This is a genomic window from Streptomyces sp. NPDC058985 (genome assembly GCF_042740985.1).
Lineage (GTDB): Bacteria > Actinomycetota > Actinomycetes > Streptomycetales > Streptomycetaceae > Streptomyces.
Genome location: NZ_JBHYJX010000053.1, coordinates 24,739 through 46,235, shown reverse-complemented (window position 1 = coordinate 46,235; position 21,497 = coordinate 24,739). Strand labels below are relative to the sequence as shown.

Below are 21,497 nucleotides of genomic sequence, written 5' to 3'. Positions count from 1 at the left end.
CCGACCCGCTACCCTGGTCCCGCGCCACGATCACAACCGGCGCGGGGTGGGTTGCCCGAGCGGCCTAAGGGAACGGTCTTGAAAACCGTCGTGGCAGCGATGTCACCGTGGGTTCAAATCCCACACCCACCGCAGTGTTACGGCCCCTGACCAGGTACGACGGTCAGGGGCCGTCGCCGTACGCGCTACCCGCCGAACCCCGCCGTTCCCCGCGACTTCCCGGCCGTTCGGGCACGGAAGGGGCACGGCTGGGGCATGCCCTGAGGGGCCTGCCGCCTGGGGCGTGTCCGGTCGATCTTTAAGCCTCGGGATTGATTTCACAGTCGGAGTTGGGCCCGGGGTAAATCAGGCTTTGGTGACCGTCATCGAACATCACCAAGTACGGCGGTTCGCCGTTCTGCCCTTTCACCTCGACGATCTCACCGTCCGCTGAGGCGCCCGACTGGCTGCGCATTCGGATTCTGTCGCCGACAGTTGCTTGCATGAGTCGGGCTCCGTTCTTGGGTCGCGTTCTCAGACCGTGCCAGGGGGGAGCGGGCGCTCGTCCGCCCGCAAGGTACGTGGGGGCTCCATCAGCATGCGGGGCTTCAACGCCCGTCGCCTGGTGGCTCGGGTCAGAACTCGCCCGGGTGAGTGACGGCGGTCTACCGCGTGAGCGACCTACCGGCCACGCCGTCACCTACGCGCGGCTGATCGGAATCTCGTACACGATCTCGCAGTGAGCCGCGGGCACCACGATGTCCGCCGTCTCGACGGGCCGTCCCTGGTCGCTGTAGTACGTCCGCCGGATGTGCGTGACGAGAGCGGCTTTCTGGATGCCGAGGAGTGACGCCTCCTCGGCGGTTGCCTGCCTGGGCTCGGGCTGCTCGACGGCATGGCTGACGGTGATGCCGATGGCGGCCATTCGATTCACGACGCCTGCCCCGGCGTGCGGTCCTCCTTCGGGGAGGACGACGAGAGTGCCGGCGGTGAGGTCGTACGGCTCCCAACTGGTCGAGAGCTGCACGGGCCTGCCGTCGGCCAGGAACTCGTACGCGGTTCGGACGCATAGCTCGCCCTCGGCGATACCGAGTCGGGCGGCGACCTCCGCCGGGGCCGGCACCTTGGCGTCGGTCCTGCTCTCCCAGTCGCCCTGCCTGCCGACGGCCTTCATGTCGGCCCGGAACGGCGACTCTTCGGGCTGCTCGCGCGCCGACGACCGCACCACGCGCACGCGCTGCCGGGGCTCGGCGACGTAGGTGCCCGAACCGGCTCGGCCTTCCAGCACGCCTTGGGAGATCAGCAGCTCCTGAGCCCTGCGGACGACGTTCTCGCCCACGCCGTACTCCTGGCCGATCTGCGCGCGGGAGGGCAGCCGGTCCCCCGGTTCCCACACATGCTCCGCGATCCGCTGCCGTAGCTCGTCGGCGATGCGGAGATAGGGCGGCTGCTCAGGCATATGGAAAATCTAGTCCACTAGCTCTAATCTAGTTAACTAGCTTCACTCAAAGTGATCGCCGAGTGACGGAGGCTTCCCTGTGCCCGCTTCGCGAGTGAGCGCGGAGGCCATCGCCGCCCGGTTATCGGCGGTCGGGCTCACCACACGTGTGGAGGAGCGCGACCGGTGCACGTCGGTCGAGGCGGAGGTGCCGGAATCGCTCTCCGCCGCGTCATGGCGGGAGGTCCTGGAAGTCCTGGCGGAGGCCGATCGATTCGGGCTTCACGCCACCAACTTGAACGGCCGCACCCTTTGGGCGGTCGTACGCAAAGCGGCCCCCACGACGGGCGATGTCGGGGGACCGAGCTATCAGCGATAGGAGCTGAGCAGCGTGCTCAACCGTATCCGCCATGCCGTCTCGCTCACCAGAGCGCGGTACTTCCCCAAGGGCAGGCACCGCCGAGCCTTAATGCCGTCTCTGGCGGCTGTGGCGACGCCACCCGCGTTCGCCGTAGAGCCGCCGGCCGTGCCGGAATGGATGCCGGACACCGCTGACCGCCTTCACCTGCTCTTGGGCGAGGACAACGTGCTCGTCCGCCCGTACGTGCTGGCCTGGGAGCGGCAGCGTGCACGCCAGCGTTCGGTGGTTGTGGCACCGCGACTGTCGGCTGAGGCGTTCTCGGCCCTGGCAGGTGTCCGCTGATGCCTCCTCGTCAAGTGTCGGAAACCGCCGCTGATGCTTACCGGTCGACCGCATGCCGGGTCGGCACTCACACGTCCTGTGCGGAAGCGTCGCCGTCCGTGGCGCCAGTCGACCTGCCGGTGATTTACGAGACGTGCCTCTGCCCCTGCCACAGCCACGCCACGCGGTCGGCGGTGAAGCGGTGAGCAACTGGGCCCCCGGGAGTGTGCTGGTATCCAACGTCGAGATCACGGCCGCCACCGTCCTGCGCGGAGACATCATCCAAGTCGGCGGTCGGGCATGCCGGGTGAGCGACCTCTTCCAATTGTCCCAGGGCGCGAAACAACTCCTGTTCGAGTCGGGAGAGCTGCTGACCATCAATGGGCGGACCCGGCTCGTCGCCGTGCGGATGATGAGAAGGCGGTGACGGAGTTCATGACGTCCCGTCGCCTCGTCGTCGCTGACGACCTGAGACGCCAGATCACAACCGGTTGCATCAGACCTGGTGACCGGCTCCCGTCTGAGTCCGCCATGGCCGACCGGTACAAGGTCAGCACGGCGACGCTTCGAAGCGCCCTCGCTGTGCTCCAGGGAGAGGGCCTCGTCGAGAAGATCCACGGCAAGGGCAACTTCGTCCGACGCCCGCTGCGCAGGATCACGTACGTCGGTGGGTGGGGCACGCTGGATCCTCGGACTGCCGCAGACGTGGGCCTGCGCGTGACCGTTCGTACTACCGTGATGCGCGCACGGGGGCACCTCACAGCGCTTCTGAAGGTGAATGACGGAAGCCCACTCACCGAATTCCTCCGCCTCAGCTATGACGGCGAGTCTCCACACAGCCTTGCGCGCATCTACGTACCGCGAGATCTGACGCTGGCCACAGCACTGAGAGACCGGCCCTCAGAGGCGTGGGCGGAGGCCAGCTTCTCTGTGCCGGACCCGCCGCCCGCCGAGGTCCACGAGACGGTGTCTGCTCGCGCCCCAACGCCGGATGAGGCATCAACCCTGCGGATCAACAGAGCCTTGGCTGTCCTCGCGATCACCCGCATTGCGGCAGACAGCACCGGGCGAGTAGTTGAAGCGGCCCTGCTCGTGTTCCCCGGGGACCGTGTCGAGGCCGTATTCCGCACCCACCACGTGATCGAAGAAAGGCAGGCGCACAGATGATGCCGCAGAACGAGTTGCGACTCCTACCGTGGTCGGGGCCGGACGGTAAGCCCTGCTACCTGAGCACGGATGACAGCGGCGGCTACATGTCCCGCCTGGCGGACAACATCGAGGCGGTACAACTCGGGATGGCGGCTGATCTCTTGGAGCAGGTTTCGGCAGTACTCGGTGACCGGGATGCTGGCCCGGATGACGTGCGCCGCATGCTGACCGAGCTGACCGGGGCCCTGCGAAATGTGCTCCGGGTAGCAAACAGCCGCGGTCACCTCCTGGCCGTGAGCGGACTCCAGGCAGGGGCGCTCCGCAGGTGACACTCCTGCCAGCAATCGGATGCCCGTCTACTGATCACTGCATCCGCTGACCAGCGGGCCTGACTAAGCCCACGGCTCTGACCAGTTCAGATGCCGTGGGCTTCTGTCGTTGTCGGTCGGTGTCGGGTGACCTCGTATGGCCCAGGGACGGCCCAAGAGGAGGGCCGCTGCACAAGTTCCGCGCTCGCTGATGTCAACGTTGGATGCCAGCGGAACAGCTCCTGCACGAGGTAGGCCCATTCTCGTTGCCGTCAACCTCCCCGACAGCTAAACCGGAGTTACTGCTGGGTTGACTCAAAGGGCTCACATGACTAGCAGTCCTGCCTTATCATCCGCACATGACTGACATCGGGGTAGACCGTGAGATGCAAGCTCTGCAGGATTTCCGGAGGGCTCTACATCGATTCCAGGATGCAATGGACGCGATCGAGGATCTCTTTTCATTCGCCGAAGAGCACGCCCCCGATCGAATCAAGAAGTCTGATAACTTTGAGATTACTCTCTCTGTGCCCCCAGCTGGCGATATCCCAAAAGATAGAATCCACGCCGCCAATACGGCGCTGTACAATTTCTTCCGTCGGGCGGCAGAAACCATCCCGAACGAAGACCTGAAAGGCGCGGAGGAAGACGAGGGTATCAAGGCCTCCATTAACGGCCTAATGAAGGAGATGACTGCCGAACTGGATGCGGCATCAACCGACAGCTTTGATGCAGGCAAATATGCAATTCAGATGATGCATATGCGTACGAGTAGGAATCGACTCGAAGTCCTGCGTTCTTCCCTCCTTACGACCGCCGTGGGCGATTTCGAAGTTCTCTTTTCCAGCATTGTAGGTATGTATTACCACCTACGTCCAGAGGCGCTTATGAGCAAGGAGGCTCAATTCTCTTGGCAGGAAATCCAAGAGTTTGAGTCGCTCGACGATCTGCGTGAATTCCATGTGCAGCGTCAGGTTGATCAGCTGATGTGGAAGGGGTTGGATGACTGGACAGAGTGGCTTGAAAAGCGACTTAAGATTTACTTCGCAGACATTACGCTAGGCACCGACAGGGTGCGCGAGGTATTCCAACGGCGCCACATCATCGTTCACAATGGCGGCCAAGTCTCAAGGCAGTACTTGGCGAAGGCGCCCGCTTTATCCTCGCGTGACTTGGAGGTTGGCGATAGGCTAAGCGTCAATAAGAAGTACCTTTCAGAGGCACTCGACGAACTCTATTCGTTGGGGGTGCTGATGTCGGGAAATGTCGCAAACAAGCTTTTTAGGCGGTCTGATATTCGATCGGTCATTCATGATCATCTGCGGTCTGATATGGAGGCTCGTTGTCTTAATGGGGAGCGATGGGGGGTTGCAGCGAGGCTATCTTCCGCCTATGTCGACTTGTTCGACTCGGCGGCAGAGAAGACGGCCATGCAGATCAACTATTGGGTAGCCAAGAAGAATGCCGAAGAATTCGATGCCATACGTGGGGATGTGAAGTCCTGGGATGTGTCGTCCCTAAGAGACGACTTCAAGCTCGCCAAAATGCTCCTTCTTGACCAATTTGAGGATGCGTTCCCACTGGCCTGCTCCCTTAGTGAGCGTAGCGACCTGAAGGTGGATGAGTATCTTCACGGCCCGCTGTATAAGGATCTCCGGGAGTGGGTTAGTGCTGAGGGGCTTGAAAGCCCCTTTCCTGAAATGGAGCAAGCTAGGGTTTCCGAAATTGCAGCGATCGCAGAGGAAGCGATCAAAGCGGCCGACGAAGAGAACCCTTGATGCTGCGGATTAGGTGAGAGGTCGGCGGAGCGGCTTTGGGCTGGAGCTGCTTTGGGGCGAGTGATCTTGGCCCCGTAAGCTGATGGCGAGTCGGGCAGTCTGTGGACCTGCCCGTTAAGACACGACGTTGGGGCCAAGATCTTAGAGGCTCGCCCCAAAGTGGCTGCCTAAAGCCGTGGAGCCGACCGCCCCAGCCACGGAGGGTGTCTCCCCACTTCATGCCCGCAGCCGCCGAGCGCGCCGCCGGGCGCGGCCAGCCGGGGCGAAGACAGGAGGCGGGCCGCGCCGTACAGGCGGCGCGCGCCCGCGCCGTGCGCGGGCCTTGATGAAGTAGGGAAAGTCTTATCCCGCTGGGATGAGGTGCTTGCCGTCGTGGCTTCGTACATGGGGACCAGCCCCATCTAGGGCGTCCAGGAGCCTGATCGCGTAGACCTCGGCCATGCGGTCGCTGACCTCGTCGGGTGTGAGCCAGGAGACGGCAGTTGACTCGCTTGAGGTGCGTTCGGTGCCGCCGGAGGGCTTGCAGCGGAAGACCAGGGCGACGATGCCTCGGGTGGTGTTCTTGTAGACGCCGGTGAGTTCGTCGACCTCGACGTGGATGCCGGTCTCTTCCCAGACTTCGCGGGCTACGCCGGCCTCTGGGGTCTCGTTGAGTTCGAGTACGCCGCCGGGGAGTTCCCAGGTGCCGTTGTCGGCTCGGCGGATCGCTAGGAGGCGGCCGTCTTCGCGCACGACGACTCCGGCTACGGATACGGAGTGCAGGGGCGTCGACGTTGCTTCCTGTGGTTGACTCATGTACAGGAGCATAGGAGGCAGAGAAGGACTATGGGAACTGCGGTAGAGGGGGGCAGGTCCGGGCCTCGGTACGTGCAGATCGCGGACGAGATCGTGCAGCAGATCCGGGCGGGTGTGCTCAAGCCCGGTGACATGGTGCCGAGTGAATCGGAGCTGGTGGACCGCTACGGCGTGTCTGGGGGCACGATCCGCAAGGCGATGGTCGAGGTGCGGGCGAGCGGGCTCGTTGAGACCCGGCACGGCAAGGGGTCGATCGTGAAGGACCGGCCGCCGGTGCGGCACCGTTCCTCCGATCGCTTCCGGCGTTCGCTCCGTCAGGGCGGTAAGGCCGCTTACCTCGCGGAGTCCGCGCAGTCCGGCGCCACGGCCAAGGTGAGCGTCCTCTACATCGGCCCCATGGAGGCTCCCGCAGATGCCGCTCAGCGGCTAGGCGTCCCCGCCGGCACTCAGGTGCTCGCCCGGCGGCGCCTCTACTTCCGCAACGGCACCCCGGTCGAGACCGCCTCCTCCTACCTCCCGTGGGACGTGGTCAAGGACATCCCCGAGCTGTTCGCCGAGAACCCCGGCGGCGGTGGCATCTACGCCCGACTCGAAGACCACGGGCATGAGTTCGCGGAGTTCGTCGAGACGCTGCAAGCGCGGCCGGCCTCCAAGGCGGAAGCCTCCGAGCTGGCGCTGAGTCCGGGTGCGCCGGTGGTTCATCTGATCCGGGAGGCCCGTACGACGGCCGGAGTCGTGGTGGAGGTCTGCGACACGCTCATGGCTGCTGATCAGTTCGTTTTCGAGTACCGGATCCCAGCCGACGACTGACGCTCGCTCAACTTCTCGCAACCCGTCGTGACTTCGATGTCGCGACGGGTTGACTCATGTACAGGAGTGATGCACTCTTCTTCATGTCACTCATGTACATGAGTGACGGAGTTCAGCATCTATAGAGGAGTGTTCTGCTGTGCGTCAGATCCCCGTCGACACCTCCGCCGCGACCGTGATGGTCGCCAAGACCCCGCAGCCCAAGGTGCGTGACCGCCGTACCGGCGAGATCGCCACCGACGCCGAGACCGGCGCGAAGCTGATGACCGTGGACGTGATGTTCGCGGCCAACGACGAAGTCGAGATCCTGTCCGTCACCGTCCCGGAGACCGGCATCTCCGGTGACCTGACCATGGGCACCCCGGCCGCGCTCACGGGGCTGGTCGCCCGGCCGTGGGAGAACGAGTTCAACGGCCAGAAGCGGCACGGCATCGCCTTCCGCGCGGTCGCCGTCACCTCGCTGGCCACCACGGGTACAGGCTCGAAGGCGGCCTGAGCCATGGCGTGGCCGACGGTCTTACTGCTGGTGGTCGTCGCCGCTGCGGGTCTCCTGCGGTGGCGGCGTCCCGCCTGGTACTGGATGACCTTCGGGGTCACCTTCGCTGTCGTGCGCGTCCTGGTCCGCTACGCCTCCGTCATGGAGGCCTGCGGGCTGACGGTCCCGCCCTCGCGCTGGCGCCTCATGCTGGCCCGGATGGCCAACCGCCCCGCACCGGAGTCCCGCGCGCCGCGCATCCTGCGGCTGCGGCCCACCCACACCGGCCTGGCCCTCCGGCTCAAACTCCGCCCGGGACAGGACGCCTTCGACGTCGGCGCCGCCTCGGACCGGCTGCGCCACTCCTTCGGGATGTACGGCGTCACCTCCCGTGAGCTGCGCTCCGGCGTGGTCGAGATCCGGATGACCGGCTACGACGTACTCAAGCGGGTGCAGATGCCGGCCAAGACCGACACCCGTCCGATGCGTGTCCCCGTCGCACTGCGGGAGGACGGCTCGGTGCACTACCGCGACTACCGCGCCGTCCCGCACGGCCTGACCCTCGGCGCCACCGAGTCCGGCAAGTCCGTCTATCAACGCAACCTCGTCGCCGGGCTCGCCCCGCACCACGTCGCGCTGGTCGGCATCGACTGCAAGCAAGGGGTCGAGCTGTTCCCGCTGGCCCGACGGTTCTCCGCGCTTGCCGACAACCCGGATACCGCGCTGGAGCTGCTGGAAGCGCTGGTGTCCCACATGCAGGACGTGTATCAGCTCATCCGAGCCGAGCAGCGGATCAGCGTTGCCGTGCCGGATGCGGAGATCGCCGCCGACATCTGGGACCTGCCCGAGGACCTGCGGCCGGTGCCGGTCGTCGTTCTGGTCGACGAGGTCGCCGAACTCGCGCTCTTCGCCAGCAAGGAGGAAGAGAAGCGGCGGGACCGGATCGTCACCGCCCTGGTCCGCCTCGCCCAGCTCGGCCGCGCGGCCGGCGTCTACCTGGAGATCTGCGGGCAGCGCTTCGGCTCCGAACTCGGCAAGGGCATCACCATGCTCCGCGCCCAGCTCACCGGCCGTACCGCCCACCGCGTCAACGACGAGACGTCCGCGAACATGGCCTTCGGCGACATCGCCCCGGACGCCGTCCTCGCCGCCATCCAGATTCCCGCCGAGACACGCGGCATCGCCATCGCCGGGGACTCCACTGGCGGTTGGCACCGCATCCGCGCCCCGCACACCACGCTGCGCCAGGCTGTGAACGTCTGCAACAAGCACGCCGACCGCACCCCCGAGCTGCCCGCCTTGGCGCCCTTCCGGCCCGCGGTCGCTGCGCTGCCCCCGGCCCGCGTGCCGCTGTCCAAGACAGCCCCGGCCACCGCCTGACACCTCCCCCCTCCCACGGTCGGCGCGACCGCCCTTCGCGCCGGGTCCTTACCCCCGCCATGCCTGATCACAGGAAGGAGCCGTGATGGCCCGCCCCGCTCTCCGTATCGACGCCGTACTCGTTCAGGCCGTCATCGCCGGGGCGCTGTCCTTCGCCCACCTGCACGACCTCGCCGCCGCTGCTGGACAGAGCGGTTGGAAAGCCTGGGCCTATCCCGTCTCGGTCGATCTGCTCCTGGTCGCCGCCTGGCGACGGCTGCGGGCTGATGGGCCGTCCCGGTTGGCCTGGTGCTGGTTCCTCATCGCCCTGGTGGCCTCGCTCGGTGCCAACGTCGCCACCGCCGGGCTGCTCGACCTGGGCGACGTCCCGCCTTGGCTACGCATCCTCGTCGCGGCCTGGCCCGCCCTGGCCTTCATGGGCGGGACCCTCCTCGCCCACTCGCCCGCGGACCCCGTCCCGGATCCGCCGGCACCCTCCGTCCCGGTTCCGGACCCCGCGCCCGAAACAGCTGCCGCTGAGCCGCGCCCGGCGCCTGAACCCCCCGTCGGCCCGCAGATCGAGGAAACCCCTGCTCTGCCCACAGCCGTGCCGGTCCCTGCCGCGCTCGTCGACCACGCCCGCAAAGTCGCCGACGACCACCACGCCCGCACCGGCACCCCGATCGACATCGACACCCTCCGCGCCCGACTCGGCGTCCCGCCTCACCTCGCCGACGCCATCGCTGCCCACCTCGGATGACATGACCGCGACACGAAAGGAGATCGACTGACATGCCCGCCCGCGACTTCTTCCACTCCGTCATGCGGATCGGCCCCGTGCAGATCGGCACCCACCGCGATCGCCGGGGCCAGACCAAACACGCCGCTGTGTGCACCAACGACCGCTGTGGTTGGTCCGCCGACTATTCCAGCCAGTCCGCCGCACAGCTCGCCGCCCGCACCCACCGCTGCCGCGTCAGCTAGGAGGTCACCCGATGGACGTCCCGCTCTGGCTCGCGCTCCTCGCCGTCGGCTACCTCGGCGTCAAGCTCATCCGCCCGCCCTGGTGGCTCATCGCCGTACTGCTCCTCGGCGGCTTCCTCATCGCCGACAGCGTGCTGGCTTCCGTCGTCAACGGCTTCGTCAAGTAGCACGACCCGAAGGGAGAACACCGATGCTCCGCCCGAAGATCCCGACCAACCCCACGCCCGCCGGCCACCTCACACCGCCCGTGGTCGTCGAGCCGACCGCCGTCGTGCCGAGCGTGCAGGGGCCGCCTCCGGCTCCGGTCGCTCCCGCACCGACCCGGCCCACGGTGCAGCTCACCCCCGGCACCGCCCTCGCCCTCGTCGGCGGCGGAACAGTCGTCGTCCTGGTCGTCGGCGCCGTGCTCGTCTCGATGCTCCTGGCCGTCGCCATCACCGGCGCCTCGGTCGCCGTCTGTGCCCTTGTGATCCGCTCCCTCATCCACGCGGACGCCAAGCGACGCTGACCGGCCCCCGGGCGGCCTCGATACCGCCAAGCATCCGCCGCCCGGGCGCCGTCCCCAACCGATCTCACAACCGGAAGGAAGCACCCAGCATGGCGCACCGCGCCCCGACCGCGCATGCACCGCTGCTCGACCCGACGACCCTCGGCGACCTCCTTCGCGTCGCCTCGGCCCCCGACTACCCCCGCTGGGAAGACCAGATCCGCCGCACCGGCGGCTGCTCCGACCCCATCCACCTCACCGGCTGGACCCTCCACAAGGACAAGACCACCGGCGAAACCCTGCACCACTACACGACCGCCGTAGAGCCCGGCGGACGCCTCCGTCTCGCCTGCGGCAACCGCCGCGCCTCCCGCTGCCCCTCCTGCGCCTGGACCTACGCAGGCGACACCTACCACCTCATCCGCGCGGGCCTTGCCGGAGACGACCGCCGAGACGTCCCCACCACGGTGAGGGAGCACCCGCGCGTGTTCGCCACACTCACCGCTCCCTCCTTCGGCCCGGTCCACAATCGGCCCGACCGCGGCACCTGCCGCTGCGGCACCCAACACGCCCCGGACGCCCCGGAACTGGGCACGGCCCTCGACCCGGCGGCGTACGACTACGCGGGCGCAGTCCTGTTCAACAACCACGCTGGGCAGCTCTGGCAGCGGTTCACCACTCGCCTGCGTCGCGAACTCGCCGCCCGCGCCGGCCTCACCCGCCGGGAACTCGCCGACCGCGTTCGTGTCTCCTACGGCAAGGTCGCCGAGTTCCAGAAGCGCGGTGCCTTGCACTTCCATGCGGTGATCCGGCTCGACGGACCGGAGGGACCCGGAACGCCTCCGCCTGCCTGGGCAACGGTCGTCCTCCTCGCCGACGCGATCCACGCTGCTGCGGCGCACTCCTACACGTCCGTCTCCGTCCCGGCCGCCGGGGACCAACCGGCCCGGTCCTTCCGCTGGGGCACACAGCTCGACGTGCGCCCGGTAAAGGCGTTCGGCGACGGCTCCGACATCACCGAACAGGCCGTCGCCTCGTACGTCGCCAAGTACTCCACCAAAGCCGCCGAGAACACCGGCACGCTTGACCGCCGAATCGGCGAACTCACGGAACTCGACCGCCACCAGGTCCCGGACCACACCCGCCGACTCATCACCGCATGCCGGGAACTGGACCGCCTCTACCCGGACCGGCGCCTGTGGGCCTGGGCTCACATGCTCGGCTTCCGCGGCCACTTCTCCTCCAAGTCCCGCCGCTACTCCACCACCCTCGGGGCCCTGCGCCAGACACGCGCCGACTACCGCGCCGCCCAGGAACACACCGCCCTCGCCTTGGACGACCGCGAGCCGGACACCGTCCTCGTCCTCACCGACTGGCAGTACGCCGGACACGGCCACAGCCCTGGTGAATCCGTCCTCGCCGACACGATCGCGCGTGGGCTCCAGACGAATCGTGAAACTGCCCGCGACGCCTTGACCGGACTGGCCGCAGACGAGGGGGAGTGGTGACTGTGGACCGGCTTCTAACCGTGGACCAGGTCGCCGAACGCCTTGGTACGGGGGTCCGCTTTCCTCGGCGCCTCATCGAGGAGCGACGTATCACCTTCGTGAAGGTCGGCCGGCACGTCCGTATCCCGGAGACCGCCGTAGAGGAGTACGTGAGTGCCAACACCGTGCAACCGATCCTCCTGCGGTCCACGGGACTCAGGAGGGCTGCCTGATGGCTGGCAAGCGCAAGTCCCGGCGGGGCTTCGGCCGTGTCCGCAAGCTGCCGTCCGGCCGGTTCCAAGCTCGCTATCCGGGGCCTGACGGTGTGCTGCGCCCTGCGGACCGGACGTTCGCCACGACCACGGACGCGGATCGCTGGCTCATGCGGAAACGCGTCGAGATCGAAGAGGGGCGCTGGCTCGACCCGGCCGAGGGGCAGACGACCGTTCGCGACTGGGCGGCTCGCTGGCTCGCGGCGGTGTCGCCTCAGCTCAAGCACAAGACTCAGGCGTCGTACCGGTCTCTGATCAACTCGCTGATCAATCCGGCACTCGGTGACCGTGAACTCTCCAGCCTTCGGCCCATCACGATCACCGAGTGGGTGGGTGCGATGCGGACCAAGGGGCTCAGCGCCTCGCGTATTCGGCAGGCGTACCGGGTGCTGTCGCAGATCATGCGCTCTGCCGTCGACAACGACATGATCTCGCAGACACCGTGCAGGGGAGTGAGGCTGCCTCGGATGCCGCAGACGGAGCCGCACATCCTCACGCCGCTCGAGGCGTCGCGGATCGTCCAGGGCGCGACCAAGCCGCATGACCTGCTGATCGCGCTCCTCGCGTACGCAGGTTTGCGGGTGGGCGAAGCGTTCGCCCTGCGGCGCGTGGACATCGACGTGCCCGGCGGCTTCGTCCTGGTCGACGAGAACCTGGCAGAGGCGAACGGCACGCTGGTCTTCGACACTCCCAAGTCTCATCAGAAGCGACTGCTCCGCGTGGGCCCGTCCCTCGCCAAGCGGCTCGGCCGGCACCTGGAGACCCTGCCCGGCAGAGATGACGCGCTCCTCTTCACGGCCCCCGGCGGCAAGCCCTTGCGCTACAACCAGTGGCGCAAGGCGTACTTCGACCCCGCAGTGACGGCGGCCGGGCTGACCGACGTTACGCCGCACGACCTCCGGGCCTCGCACGGCACGTGGGTCGCCGACCGGTACGGCGTGATGACCGCCGCTCACCGGCTCGGCCACTCGAACGCGAGCGTGACTACCCGGCACTACGCCCGACCTCTCGCTGGCCGTGACGACCAGGTCGCCGAAGCTGCGGACTCATGGCTCGGCGGCCACGAAGACGATGACGGTGTCCCTGAAGGGCCTGTCACGCGTCCTTGACCTGCTGAAACGCAGCCGCGTCGAGCAACCATCAGTCGTGGGGAACGCCGTTCGGTCGAGTGGTCGAACGGTGTTCCATGATCATTTTTCCGGTTCTCAGATAACGGGCTTTCCTGCAGTCCGAGTTGTTGTATCCTCGGAATGCATCGGCTCGCCGCCAAGGGACCGATGCATTCGGAAAGGTGAAAGCCTGTCCCGGCAGACGATGGCTGCCGTCAGTAGGACGGGCACGAGCGGGTGATGGCAGCAGAATCCGTTCGGAAAGTGCGTCTCTGTGTACGCGCATTCGGCTGCCACAGCGTTACCTGAGTTCTGTCACCATCGGGCAGTCTCAACCGAAGTAACCCCTGTAAGTACCGCATTGGGGTAGTTCGGTTGAGAACTGCCCTAGAGGCTTCTCGACTGAATCCCCATCCTTGGATGAAGGAGAGAAGTATATGGCCAACAATAGCAACCCTCGCGACAAGGCTCGAACGATAGTCATGATTCTCATGGCTGCCGTGATCCTTGCGTTTCTCGCAGGCATGCTCGGCCATATGTTTCAGCGAGACCCAGTTGAATGGGGTGCCTGGACGTTTACGACCGTTTCTACGCTAGGCGTCGTGATCATGTTCGGTCTCTGGGCCGGTATGCCCTGACGTACTCAGATTGTGGTCGTGTTGACGGGTTTCTCTCTGAGGGGGCGGGCCGTCGAGCCTTCCTGCTGAGTGATGAGTCGACCGAGGCCCAGGCATCCGTGTAGCGAGGGTGGCGTCCACTGGGGCACGTAGCGGGCACGATAACTTTGGCGATGGTTTCGACGGCGCCCTCACACTCGTCTGACCTGCGACGGAGCGTACCGCCTGCCAAACCCCCAAAAGGTCTTGAAAACCGTCGTGGCAGCGATGTCACCGTGGGTTCAAATCCCACACCCACCGCCCAGGTCAGAGACCTAGCGGGTCAGAAGGGGTGCAGTTCTCCGGAGCTGCACCCCTTCCGCGTGATCTTGTCTAACCCTGAATCTCCGGTCTCCCACCCCGACCAGGGCGTGCGGCCAATCTGCGCCTAGGACCGCCGGGCCTGAGTCCGCGTGCACGGAGTTGGCAGCGGGTGGGGGTGACCGTCCGGGGCCGGGTGCCACCGGTAGACCGGAGCCAGCGGGTTCGCGCGAGGAAGCGGGCAAGATGGGCCCCAATCGGTTGGGGGAGGGGCCGCAGGGTTGGGTTACGCGTTGCAGGCAGTGATCGCGACGGACGAATGGCTGCGGGCCGCGTCGCGGGAGGTGCCGGGAGCCCGAGTGGTGCATCTCCGGCAGGGTCTTTCGCTGATGCCGATGACCGATGAGGTCTTCGACGGCGTCACGGATGGCAGCGACGGAGGCGATCTTGGGTTTTGGAAACTGCCGGGAGGTTTCGAGACGAGGCTCGCCCAGTGGTCCTCAGCTGGGCCGGTCGCCTATGTGGAAGCCGAGTACTTCGGCGGAGTCGGCGAGCAACGCGCCGCCGTCTGGGCTGACGGCTCGCTGGCTCTGGGACCACTGGACGAGCCGGAAAAGAAGCGGTTCACTCGTGCAGTGAGCCCCATCTCACAGGCATTGCGGTGGCTTGGCGCACGAAGGAGCCTGGGCGAGGACGAGTTCGAGGCGGTCGGACTGGACCGTCACCGGAACACTGACGAGTGGGTCGCGTCCAGCATTGCCTGAGCCCGCGCAAGCAGGCAGCGACGGCGACTTCCGTGGTCTCGCATCGCCGTCCGCAGTCGTTGCCGTCCCTGCCGTCGGACTCGCCGGCGTAGGTCTGACGTACGCGCGCGCCGGTCTCGTCTTCGTCCACGTGCCTGCCCCCGCGTCCCCAAGCGTCCTGAACCAGCACGGGCGACCTACCCGCCACAGCACCGCTCCTCTGGCTTCTTCGTCCCGAGGCAACTTGGCCGAGTTCGAGTACCCGACCTTGGGTCGCTGCCTCCTCCAGCTGATCTGACGGTCCGCAGGTGCCCACGCCCGTCCGCCGCTGTCCGTCGGCGTCGTCACGCAGTTGGACACTCACCCGGCAGTCGTGCCGTGAGCCTCAGTAGCCCCCGAATGACAGGTAATTGCCGGGGTTCGCAGCGCACTCACCCAGCATCGTCGTGAGGTCGTCCAGGGCTGTGAGCTGACGTTCGTCACCCGCCCCTGGCCGAGAACATGGCCGGGGGCGCCGCGTCGCAGGGCATCCCAGTGCCGCTCTACCGCTCGGTGGTGCGGCCCTCACCGCCGATCTCGTACATCCGCCCCTCAAGCCGTTCACCGGCCCAGTCCAGCTCGACGTTCAGGTCGAACCAGTGCCGGTCCTTGCGGACTCCGGGTGGGGAGAGATCGACCGCCGCCCAGGAGAACACTCCCAGCAGGACGGAACGGCCGTGCTGCGCCGTGCGTACGGACAAGGCGAACGGCGCGGCGAGTGCCGCGCGGGTGACCAACATGGCCTGGGCGTTCTCGGAATGCTGACGCCCGGCCGTCAGAAACCGGGGCGTTTCAAGGATCTTGATCCACTCGACCACCGCGTCAGCCACCTGGGCCCGCAAGGACTCTTCGATGCCCTTCCGGACGGCGGCCGCGGGGTCATCGCCCAGCCAGCCGAGCCAGTGATCCGGCTCGGTGAGTTTGCCGAAGTCGTCTTGCGGCGCCCCGTGGCGGGGATTCTCCTGGTACTCCCCTGTCAGTTTTCCGCTGCCGTCCACCAACCACGCGCCGCGGATTGCTTCCGGAGGTACGTAGCCGTTCGGGTCGTCGATATACGCCGAATCGATCTCCGCGACGCTGCCACCGGGGTGCTCAGCAGCCGCGGCCAGTAGTGCCGGTTCAGTCGGTATGCCCTTGCGTTGGCTGCGCCAGCTGAAACGCCCCACGTCCCCACCCCTGCCAATTGCCCGCCCAGTTGTCGCGATTCTGCCTCATCGGTCAGGACCGGATGAGGGGCGTCTGTGACGGTGAGAGGTGGGTGGGGTCTGCCCGGGGGCACATGGCGGGCACGGCAAACGCGGTGGAGGCTGCCGCGAGGCGGTCTGCTACGCCTGGCCTGCGCGGGAGCTGCCCCTGATCAGGCTTCACGGTCGGGGGCCGTTGTCCCGGAGCCATGGTGGGAGGGACTCACGGTCGTACCTCGTGGTCCCGGGCCAGAGTGAGCCAGTCGAGGTCCCGTAAGGCCTGGGTCGTGTCGTGGGGGTTGGGGAGGTGCGGGGTGGGCTGGAACCAGAGGACGGTGAGGGTGGAGTGGTAGAGGAGGGGGTCGTGGGTGGGGTTCAGGGGTGGGGAGGAGAGGCGGGCCACGCAGGCGACTCGGGGGAGGAACTCGACGGGGCCGTGGGGGCCCGCGTAGTGGTCGGGGTATTCGCGGGGTGGGGGGATCAGGTGTACCGGTGTGGTGGGGGACATGCGCTCGGCGGTGTGGAGGAGGGTCTTGATGCGCAGGTCGTTGACGGGGCGGCACGGGTAGGTGTCCAGCAGGGTGCCGTAGGTCGGGGTGAGGTGCAGTTCGGCCAGGTCGACGGTGCGGCCGGAGGACAGGACGACCCGGGTCAGTGACGTGGTCGGCACGCTGGGGCGGTTGTGCATGGGGGTCTTTCGGTTCTTGTGCCGAGTGGGTCAGGGGCGGTGGCCGGTCATGCGGGCCGCCGAGGCGATGGTCGTGCGGGCCTCGCGTTCCGTCAGGCCGGTGGCCTGCGCGGCTTCCAGGAGGGGGCCGAGGAGGGCCGGGCCGATGCCGTTCTCGTAGGCGCGGCAGGCCGCCCAGAAGAGGCGGGTGTTGCGCTGGCCCTCGTGCGCGGCGAGGACGAAGTGGATGAGGCCCCGGCCGTCGGGTGTGTCGGGTGTGTCAGGTGTGTCGGGGGTGCGGGGTGTGGGGCGGTGGGGGCGGGGTGGGGGGAGTAGGAGGCGGAGCAGGGCGGGTGGGCAGGGGGCGGGGGCCAGGTGGGACGTGCCGGGGGCGGTGGTGTAGACGCCGTGGCGGGTGCGGGAGCCGGGGCCGACCAGGTAGCCGCCCGCGCCCCGGACGTCGATGCCCGGAGCGAGGCGGCCGGCGGAGTTGGGGACCACGGAGTCGGGCGGGCCGGTGAGCCAGAGGTGGCGGCCGCCGCTGGGGGTCAGGACGACGACCGTGGGCGGGATCGTGAACAGGTGGCGCAGGGCCAGTTCGCGCAGGGCGGCCGAGGAGTCCGTCTCCGACTTCGTGTCCAGGTCGACGCCGACGAGGTGGTGCGGGGGCAGGCCGCAGGCGATGCCGTAGCCCGTGGCCCAGGGGGCGGCGGCGAAGAGCTCGCGGATGCGGGCCGGGTCGGTGGAGGCGTCGTAGACACCGTGGCCGAAGCGGCCGCACTCGCCGTGGCAGGAGAGCGGTTCCGCCGGTGGGCCGGCGCGGTGCGGGGAGCGCAGAGCCGGGAGCTTCGTCCGGGACAGGGGGATGACCGCCAGTCCGCGTTCCGCGGCGGACAGGGCGTGTGCGAGGGCCAGCGTCGTGGCCCGCCGGTCGGTGGTGGCCATGGATCCATGTTCGTACGTATGTTCGAGAAAGGGAAGGGTGGGGGAGGGTGACGCGCCGGGGAAGGGGGTGGAGTTCGCGGATGTGGCGGAACGCTTCAGCTGTTGTCGGGCTTGGGGTGGGAGTGTCCGTGCTGCGCCGAGGTGAGCGGTGAAGACGGTCAAAGGGGTTTATCGACTTGTCCTCACGCTTGAGGGCGAATCGGGGCTTCCGGGGTGGTTCGTCGGGGATTCGGTGGGCAACTCTGATCACGCGACGTCGTGCACAGCGTCGGGGCGGTCGGCCAACTGCCTTGGCAATAGCCAGAGTTCAGAGTGGATCACGCAGCTTCACGCAGGCCCACGCAGCTTCAGTCCTGGAGGAACAAACATGGCAAGCATCCGTACCGCCCGTGTCGTCGCCGCCGTCGCCGCCCTTCCGCTCGCAGCCGCGCTCCTCGGTGGTGTGGCGGCGGCGGACAACGGTGCCTTCGCGGACGACGGATCGAGCGCGACCGCCGCCAGTGCCAACGCCGGCATCCTCGGCAGCGGCGTCGGTGGCAACAACAACGGCAACTCGTCCACCACGCAGCAGCAGGCCGTCGGCTCGGGGGCCTCGAACCAGAGCAACACCGCGCAGGTCGACGGCTCCGCGTTCACGGCGATCCAGCAGGGCAACGAGAACGTGGCCGTCACCTTCTCCCCGCTGTGGTGGTGAGCTGAGGGGCCGGCGCGGGAGCGCTGCCGCGCCGGCCCTCGATCGCTCGCGGGTGTGCTTCATGGGGTCGCAGTGCGTCTGGGCGGCGGTGCTTCGGTGCCGCCGCCCAGACGCGTCTCCCGTCGTCAGCGGCCCAGGGGGCAGGCGTCTCCCGTCGTGAGCGGTCCGGAGCGCAGGCGTTTCCCGTCGTCAGTGGCCTGGGTCGGGCCCTGCGGCTGCAGAGGCCGGGGGCCGCCCGCGGGGAAGCCCCCAAGGGGGAACCCGCAGTGTCCCTCCTCCGCTCGTCCACCTACAGGAGGTGCACCTGGCACCACCCCTACAACCTGAGGCGGACTCTGCTTCGGGACCTGCGGCCGATCCGCCGGACACCCCCTCGCGCATAGCGTTGAGCCATGACCACACCCGTCTGCACCAGCGCTTCCGAAGCCGCCACAGCCACGGCGCCAGCAAGGGCGCAGACCTTCCCGTACCCGTCGTTCTCGTCGTACGTGAAGGCGCGCCAGCCGGTGCTGCTGCGTACCGCCCGGTCGCTCACCGCGAACCCGAGCGACGCGGAGGACCTGCTGCAGACCGCGCTCACCAAGACGTACGTCGCCTGGGAACGTATCGAGGACCACCGCGCCCTGGACGGCTACGTGCGCCGGGCCCTGCTGAACACCCGGACGTCGCAGTGGCGCAAGCGCAAGGTGGACGAGTTCGCGTGCGAGGAGCTGCCCGAGCCGGAGCCCCTGCCTGCCGGTGACGATCCGGCGGAGCGGCAGGCGCTGCACGACGCGATGTGGCGAGCGATCATGAAGCTGCCCGCCCGGCAGCGTGCGATGGTCGTCCTCAGGTACTACGAGGACCTCAGCGAGGCCCAGACGGCCGAAGTGCTCGGCGTCTCCGTGGGCACCGTGAAGTCGGCGGTCTCCCGAGCGCTCGGCAAACTCCGCGAGGACCCTGAGCTGGGGATTGTCCGGAAATGAGGGCCAACGGTCCCTTTGGGGGCGCCCTCTGCGGGTGTCTCTCTGGACGTTCCTTGGAGAAACCGTACTGATCGATCACCCGGGAGTAGTGACATACCAAGCGGTATGTGCGCAGAATCAGCGCAAACCTTACCGCCGCGTAGGCAATGTCGCCCCGGGAGGACACCGTGCTGAGCACGATGCAGGACGTACCGCTGCTGATCTCGAGGATCCTGACCCACGGGTCGACGATCCACGGCAGCTCGCAGGTGACCACCTGGACCGGTGAGGACGAGCCGCACCGCCGCTCCTTCGCCGAGATCGGCGCCCGCGCCGCCCAGCTCGCGCACGCCCTGCGCGAGGACCTCGCGGTCGGCGAGGACGAGCGTGTGGCGACTCTGGCCTGGAACAACGCCGAGCACGTCGAGGCCTACTTCGCGATCCCCTCCATGGGCGCGGTCCTCCACACCCTCAATCTCCGCCTCCCGCCCGAGCAGCTGGCCTGGATCGTGAACCACGCCGCCGACCGCGTCGTGATCGCCAACGGTTCGCTGCTGCCGCTGCTCGCGCCGCTGCTGCCGCACCTGAAGACGGTCGAACACGTCGTCGTCACCGGCCCCGGCGACCGCTCCCTGCTGGAGGGCGCGTCGGCCCAGGTGCACGAGTACGAGGACCTGATCGCGGGGAAGCCGGCCACGTACGACTGGCCCGAGCTGGACGAGCGCGCCGCCGCCGCCATGTGCTACACCTCCGGCACCACCGGCGACCCCAAGGGCGTGGTCTACAGCCACCGTTCCATCTACCTGCACTCCATGCAGGTCAACATGGCGCAGTCGATGGGCCTGACCGACCAGGACACCTCGCTGGTCGTGGTCCCGCAGTTCCACGTCAACGCCTGGGGGCTGCCGCACGCCACCTTCATGACCGGCGTGAACATGCTGATGCCGGACCGCTTCCTGCAGCCCGCCCCGCTCGCCGCGATGATCGAGGGCGAGCGGCCGACGCACGCCGCCGCCGTCCCCACCATCTGGCAGGGGCTCCTCGCGGAGCTGACCGCCAAGCCCCGCGACGTCTCCTCCCTCACCCAGGTCACCATCGGCGGCTCCGCCTGTCCCCCGTCCCTGATGGAGGCGTTCGACTCGCTCGGCATGCGGGTCTGCCATGCCTGGGGCATGACGGAGACCTCCCCGCTCGGCACCATCGCCCGGCCGCCGGCCCACGCGATCGGCACGCCCGAGGAGTTCGCGTACCGCCTCACCCAGGGCCGCTTCCCGGCCGGCGTCGAGGCGCGCCTCACCGGTCCCGGCGGCGAGCGGCTGCCCTGGGACGGCGAGTCCGCCGGTGAGCTGGAGGTGCGCGGCAACTGGATCGCCGGCGCCTACTACAACGGACCGGGTACCGAGCCGCTGCGTCCCGACGACAAGTTCAGCGAGGACGGCTGGCTGAAGACGGGTGACGTCGGCACCATCTCCCCCGACGGCTTCCTGACCCTGACCGACCGGGCCAAGGACGTCATCAAGTCCGGCGGTGAGTGGATCTCCTCGGTCGAGCTGGAGAACGCCCTGATGTCCCACCCGGACGTCGCCGAGGCCGCCGTGGTCGCCGTCCCGGACGACAAGTGGGGCGAGCGTCCGCTGGCCACCGTCGTCCTCAAGGAGGGCGCGAGCGTCGGCTTCGAGGAGCTGCGCGCCTTCCTCGCCGAGGACGGCAAGATCGCCAAGTGGCAGCTGCCGGAGCGGTGGACGGTCATCGAGACGGTGCCGAAGACGAGCGTGGGCAAGTTCGACAAGAAGGTGCTGCGCAGGCAGTACGCGGAGGGCGGGCTGGACGTCACGCGGCTCTGACCGTCAGGCCGACGCCGGGCGGCCCCGAGGGCGGCCCCGAGGGCGGCCCCGTGGGCGATCCCGTGGGTGACCCCTTGGGTGACCCCGGCGCCTGCCGCCCGGCATCGGGGTCGTCACCCGTGCACCGCCTCGAACACCGCCCCCGCCGCCGCACTCACCTCCCCCGCGCTCATCTCCCCCGCACCACCGTCCCCGTCCACCCCACCACCAGATCCGCTCCCGCCCCCGCCCTCGCCCCCGCCCGCGAAGCCGGAGACGACGTACGCCGTGCTGGCGGTGGCCGGGGCGGAGATGGCGGTCAGGGCGATGGTCGGGTTGGCGGCGTGGGAGGTGACCAACGCGGCGTGCAGTTGAAGCGCATCATGGTCGGCGGCGCGGACACCGACGCCGACGCCTGCGCACGTCGAT

At 67.9% G+C, this 21,497-nt stretch carries 27 protein-coding genes and 1 tRNA gene; 21 read left to right on the top strand and 7 right to left on the bottom strand.

Annotation, left to right across the window (positions count from 1 at the left end; all coding sequences use genetic code 11):
* Positions 1-45 precede the first annotated feature (45 nt).
* Positions 46-132 (top strand) — tRNA-Ser (locus ACFW01_RS32920).
* Between the two features lie 166 nt (positions 133-298).
* Here the strand turns inward: ACFW01_RS32920 and ACFW01_RS32915 are convergent.
* Together ACFW01_RS32915 and ACFW01_RS32910 are read right to left on the bottom strand one after the other, a co-directional pair.
* Complete coding sequence (locus tag ACFW01_RS32915; protein ID WP_142199725.1) at positions 299-484, bottom strand: DUF1918 domain-containing protein; 186 nt, start codon at positions 482-484, stop codon at positions 299-301.
* Positions 485-679: 195 nt separating this feature from the next.
* Complete coding sequence (locus tag ACFW01_RS32910) at positions 680-1,438, bottom strand: GntR family transcriptional regulator (protein WP_234956363.1); 759 nt, start codon at positions 1,436-1,438, stop codon at positions 680-682.
* A 79-nt stretch (positions 1,439-1,517) separates the two neighbouring features.
* On the opposite strand from ACFW01_RS32910, the gene ACFW01_RS32905 reads away from it, so the two are divergent.
* The 6 genes from ACFW01_RS32905 to ACFW01_RS32880 all read left to right on the top strand — a co-directional run bounded on the left by ACFW01_RS32905 (position 1,518) and on the right by ACFW01_RS32880 (position 5,334).
* Positions 1,518-1,796 carry a hypothetical protein gene (locus ACFW01_RS32905; RefSeq protein WP_384509770.1) on the top strand — a complete coding sequence of 93 codons (279 nt, stop codon included), beginning with the start codon at positions 1,518-1,520 and terminating at the stop codon, positions 1,794-1,796.
* Positions 1,797-1,808: 12 nt separating this feature from the next.
* On the top strand, positions 1,809-2,120 hold the full coding sequence (locus ACFW01_RS32900; protein WP_384509767.1) for a hypothetical protein: 312 nt from the start codon (positions 1,809-1,811) through the stop codon (positions 2,118-2,120).
* Positions 2,121-2,301: 181 nt separating this feature from the next.
* Positions 2,302-2,526, top strand: a complete 225-nt coding sequence (locus ACFW01_RS32895; RefSeq protein WP_234956358.1) for a hypothetical protein — start codon at positions 2,302-2,304, stop codon at positions 2,524-2,526.
* 8 nt (positions 2,527-2,534) lie between these two features.
* Positions 2,535-3,266 carry a GntR family transcriptional regulator gene (locus tag ACFW01_RS32890; protein WP_234956654.1) on the top strand — a complete coding sequence of 244 codons (732 nt, stop codon included), beginning with the start codon at positions 2,535-2,537 and terminating at the stop codon, positions 3,264-3,266.
* Positions 3,263-3,577 (top strand): hypothetical protein, encoded by a 315-nt coding sequence (locus ACFW01_RS32885; protein WP_234956356.1) that lies wholly within the window; start codon positions 3,263-3,265, stop codon positions 3,575-3,577. The genes ACFW01_RS32890 and ACFW01_RS32885 overlap by 4 nt, the downstream gene beginning before the upstream one ends.
* Positions 3,578-3,915: 338 nt before the next feature.
* Complete coding sequence (locus ACFW01_RS32880) at positions 3,916-5,334, top strand: hypothetical protein (RefSeq protein ID WP_234956354.1); 1,419 nt, start codon at positions 3,916-3,918, stop codon at positions 5,332-5,334.
* Positions 5,335-5,676: 342 nt separating this feature from the next.
* On the opposite strand, the gene ACFW01_RS32875 is transcribed toward ACFW01_RS32880, so the two are convergent.
* Positions 5,677-6,141, bottom strand: coding sequence for an NUDIX hydrolase (locus tag ACFW01_RS32875; RefSeq protein ID WP_031186072.1), 465 nt, complete (start codon positions 6,139-6,141; stop codon positions 5,677-5,679).
* An 18-nt stretch (positions 6,142-6,159) separates the two neighbouring features.
* Between ACFW01_RS32875 and ACFW01_RS32870 the strand changes: the two genes are divergently transcribed.
* The 11 genes from ACFW01_RS32870 (at position 6,160) to ACFW01_RS32820 (ending at position 14,793) form a co-directional block, all read left to right on the top strand.
* The gene (locus tag ACFW01_RS32870; protein ID WP_224291038.1) at positions 6,160-6,939 is read left to right on the top strand and encodes a GntR family transcriptional regulator; all 780 of its coding nucleotides are present in this window, start codon (positions 6,160-6,162) and stop codon (positions 6,937-6,939) included.
* A gap of 139 nt (positions 6,940-7,078) precedes the next feature.
* Positions 7,079-7,435, top strand: coding sequence for a hypothetical protein (locus tag ACFW01_RS32865; RefSeq protein WP_003950171.1), 357 nt, complete (start codon positions 7,079-7,081; stop codon positions 7,433-7,435).
* A 3-nt stretch (positions 7,436-7,438) separates the two neighbouring features.
* On the top strand, positions 7,439-8,794 hold the full coding sequence (locus ACFW01_RS32860; protein ID WP_384509760.1) for an FtsK/SpoIIIE domain-containing protein: 1,356 nt from the start codon (positions 7,439-7,441) through the stop codon (positions 8,792-8,794).
* An 85-nt stretch (positions 8,795-8,879) separates the two neighbouring features.
* Positions 8,880-9,533 (top strand): DUF2637 domain-containing protein, encoded by a 654-nt coding sequence (locus ACFW01_RS32855; protein WP_234956350.1) that lies wholly within the window; start codon positions 8,880-8,882, stop codon positions 9,531-9,533.
* Between the two features lie 32 nt (positions 9,534-9,565).
* Positions 9,566-9,757: a mobile element transfer protein gene (locus ACFW01_RS32850; RefSeq protein ID WP_007388789.1), complete on the top strand. Its 192-nt coding sequence runs from the start codon at positions 9,566-9,568 to the stop codon at positions 9,755-9,757.
* Positions 9,758-9,768: 11 nt separating this feature from the next.
* On the top strand, positions 9,769-9,924 hold the full coding sequence (locus ACFW01_RS32845; protein WP_234956348.1) for a hypothetical protein: 156 nt from the start codon (positions 9,769-9,771) through the stop codon (positions 9,922-9,924).
* Positions 9,925-9,947: 23 nt separating this feature from the next.
* Positions 9,948-10,265, top strand: coding sequence for a SpdD-like protein (locus ACFW01_RS32840; RefSeq protein WP_234956346.1), 318 nt, complete (start codon positions 9,948-9,950; stop codon positions 10,263-10,265).
* 89 nt (positions 10,266-10,354) lie between these two features.
* Positions 10,355-11,752: a replication initiator protein RepSA gene (gene repSA / locus ACFW01_RS32835; protein ID WP_234956345.1), complete on the top strand. Its 1,398-nt coding sequence runs from the start codon at positions 10,355-10,357 to the stop codon at positions 11,750-11,752.
* Positions 11,746-11,964: a helix-turn-helix domain-containing protein gene (locus ACFW01_RS32830; RefSeq protein ID WP_234956343.1), complete on the top strand. Its 219-nt coding sequence runs from the start codon at positions 11,746-11,748 to the stop codon at positions 11,962-11,964. The genes repSA and ACFW01_RS32830 overlap by 7 nt, the downstream gene beginning before the upstream one ends.
* Positions 11,964-13,112, top strand: coding sequence for a site-specific integrase (locus ACFW01_RS32825; protein WP_234956341.1), 1,149 nt, complete (start codon positions 11,964-11,966; stop codon positions 13,110-13,112). The genes ACFW01_RS32830 and ACFW01_RS32825 overlap by 1 nt, the downstream gene beginning before the upstream one ends.
* A 1,312-nt stretch (positions 13,113-14,424) precedes the next feature.
* Positions 14,425-14,793 carry a hypothetical protein gene (locus ACFW01_RS32820; RefSeq protein WP_234956337.1) on the top strand — a complete coding sequence of 123 codons (369 nt, stop codon included), beginning with the start codon at positions 14,425-14,427 and terminating at the stop codon, positions 14,791-14,793.
* A 521-nt stretch (positions 14,794-15,314) separates the two neighbouring features.
* Here the strand turns inward: ACFW01_RS32820 and ACFW01_RS32815 are convergent.
* The 3 genes from ACFW01_RS32815 to ACFW01_RS32805 all read right to left on the bottom strand — a co-directional run bounded on the left by ACFW01_RS32815 (position 15,315) and on the right by ACFW01_RS32805 (position 17,607).
* Positions 15,315-15,977, bottom strand: coding sequence for a hypothetical protein (locus ACFW01_RS32815; protein WP_234956336.1), 663 nt, complete (start codon positions 15,975-15,977; stop codon positions 15,315-15,317).
* Between the two features lie 241 nt (positions 15,978-16,218).
* Entirely contained in the window at positions 16,219-16,683 is a 465-nt protein-coding gene (locus tag ACFW01_RS32810; protein ID WP_234956335.1) for a hypothetical protein, read from the bottom strand.
* Between the two features lie 30 nt (positions 16,684-16,713).
* On the bottom strand, positions 16,714-17,607 hold the full coding sequence (locus ACFW01_RS32805; RefSeq protein ID WP_234956334.1) for a bifunctional DNA primase/polymerase: 894 nt from the start codon (positions 17,605-17,607) through the stop codon (positions 16,714-16,716).
* Positions 17,608-17,974: 367 nt separating this feature from the next.
* On the opposite strand from ACFW01_RS32805, the gene ACFW01_RS32800 reads away from it, so the two are divergent.
* From ACFW01_RS32800 to ACFW01_RS32790, 3 genes are all read left to right on the top strand, one after another.
* Complete coding sequence (locus ACFW01_RS32800) at positions 17,975-18,301, top strand: hypothetical protein (protein WP_125495747.1); 327 nt, start codon at positions 17,975-17,977, stop codon at positions 18,299-18,301.
* Between the two features lie 392 nt (positions 18,302-18,693).
* Positions 18,694-19,266, top strand: coding sequence for a SigE family RNA polymerase sigma factor (locus tag ACFW01_RS32795; RefSeq protein ID WP_234956333.1), 573 nt, complete (start codon positions 18,694-18,696; stop codon positions 19,264-19,266).
* A gap of 146 nt (positions 19,267-19,412) precedes the next feature.
* Positions 19,413-21,089, top strand: coding sequence for a long-chain fatty acid--CoA ligase (locus tag ACFW01_RS32790; protein ID WP_234956332.1), 1,677 nt, complete (start codon positions 19,413-19,415; stop codon positions 21,087-21,089).
* A gap of 113 nt (positions 21,090-21,202) precedes the next feature.
* Here the strand turns inward: ACFW01_RS32790 and ACFW01_RS32785 are convergent, their stop codons facing one another.
* Positions 21,203-21,427 carry a hypothetical protein gene (locus tag ACFW01_RS32785; RefSeq protein WP_384509749.1) on the bottom strand — a complete coding sequence of 75 codons (225 nt, stop codon included), beginning with the start codon at positions 21,425-21,427 and terminating at the stop codon, positions 21,203-21,205.
* Positions 21,428-21,497 lie beyond the last annotated feature (70 nt).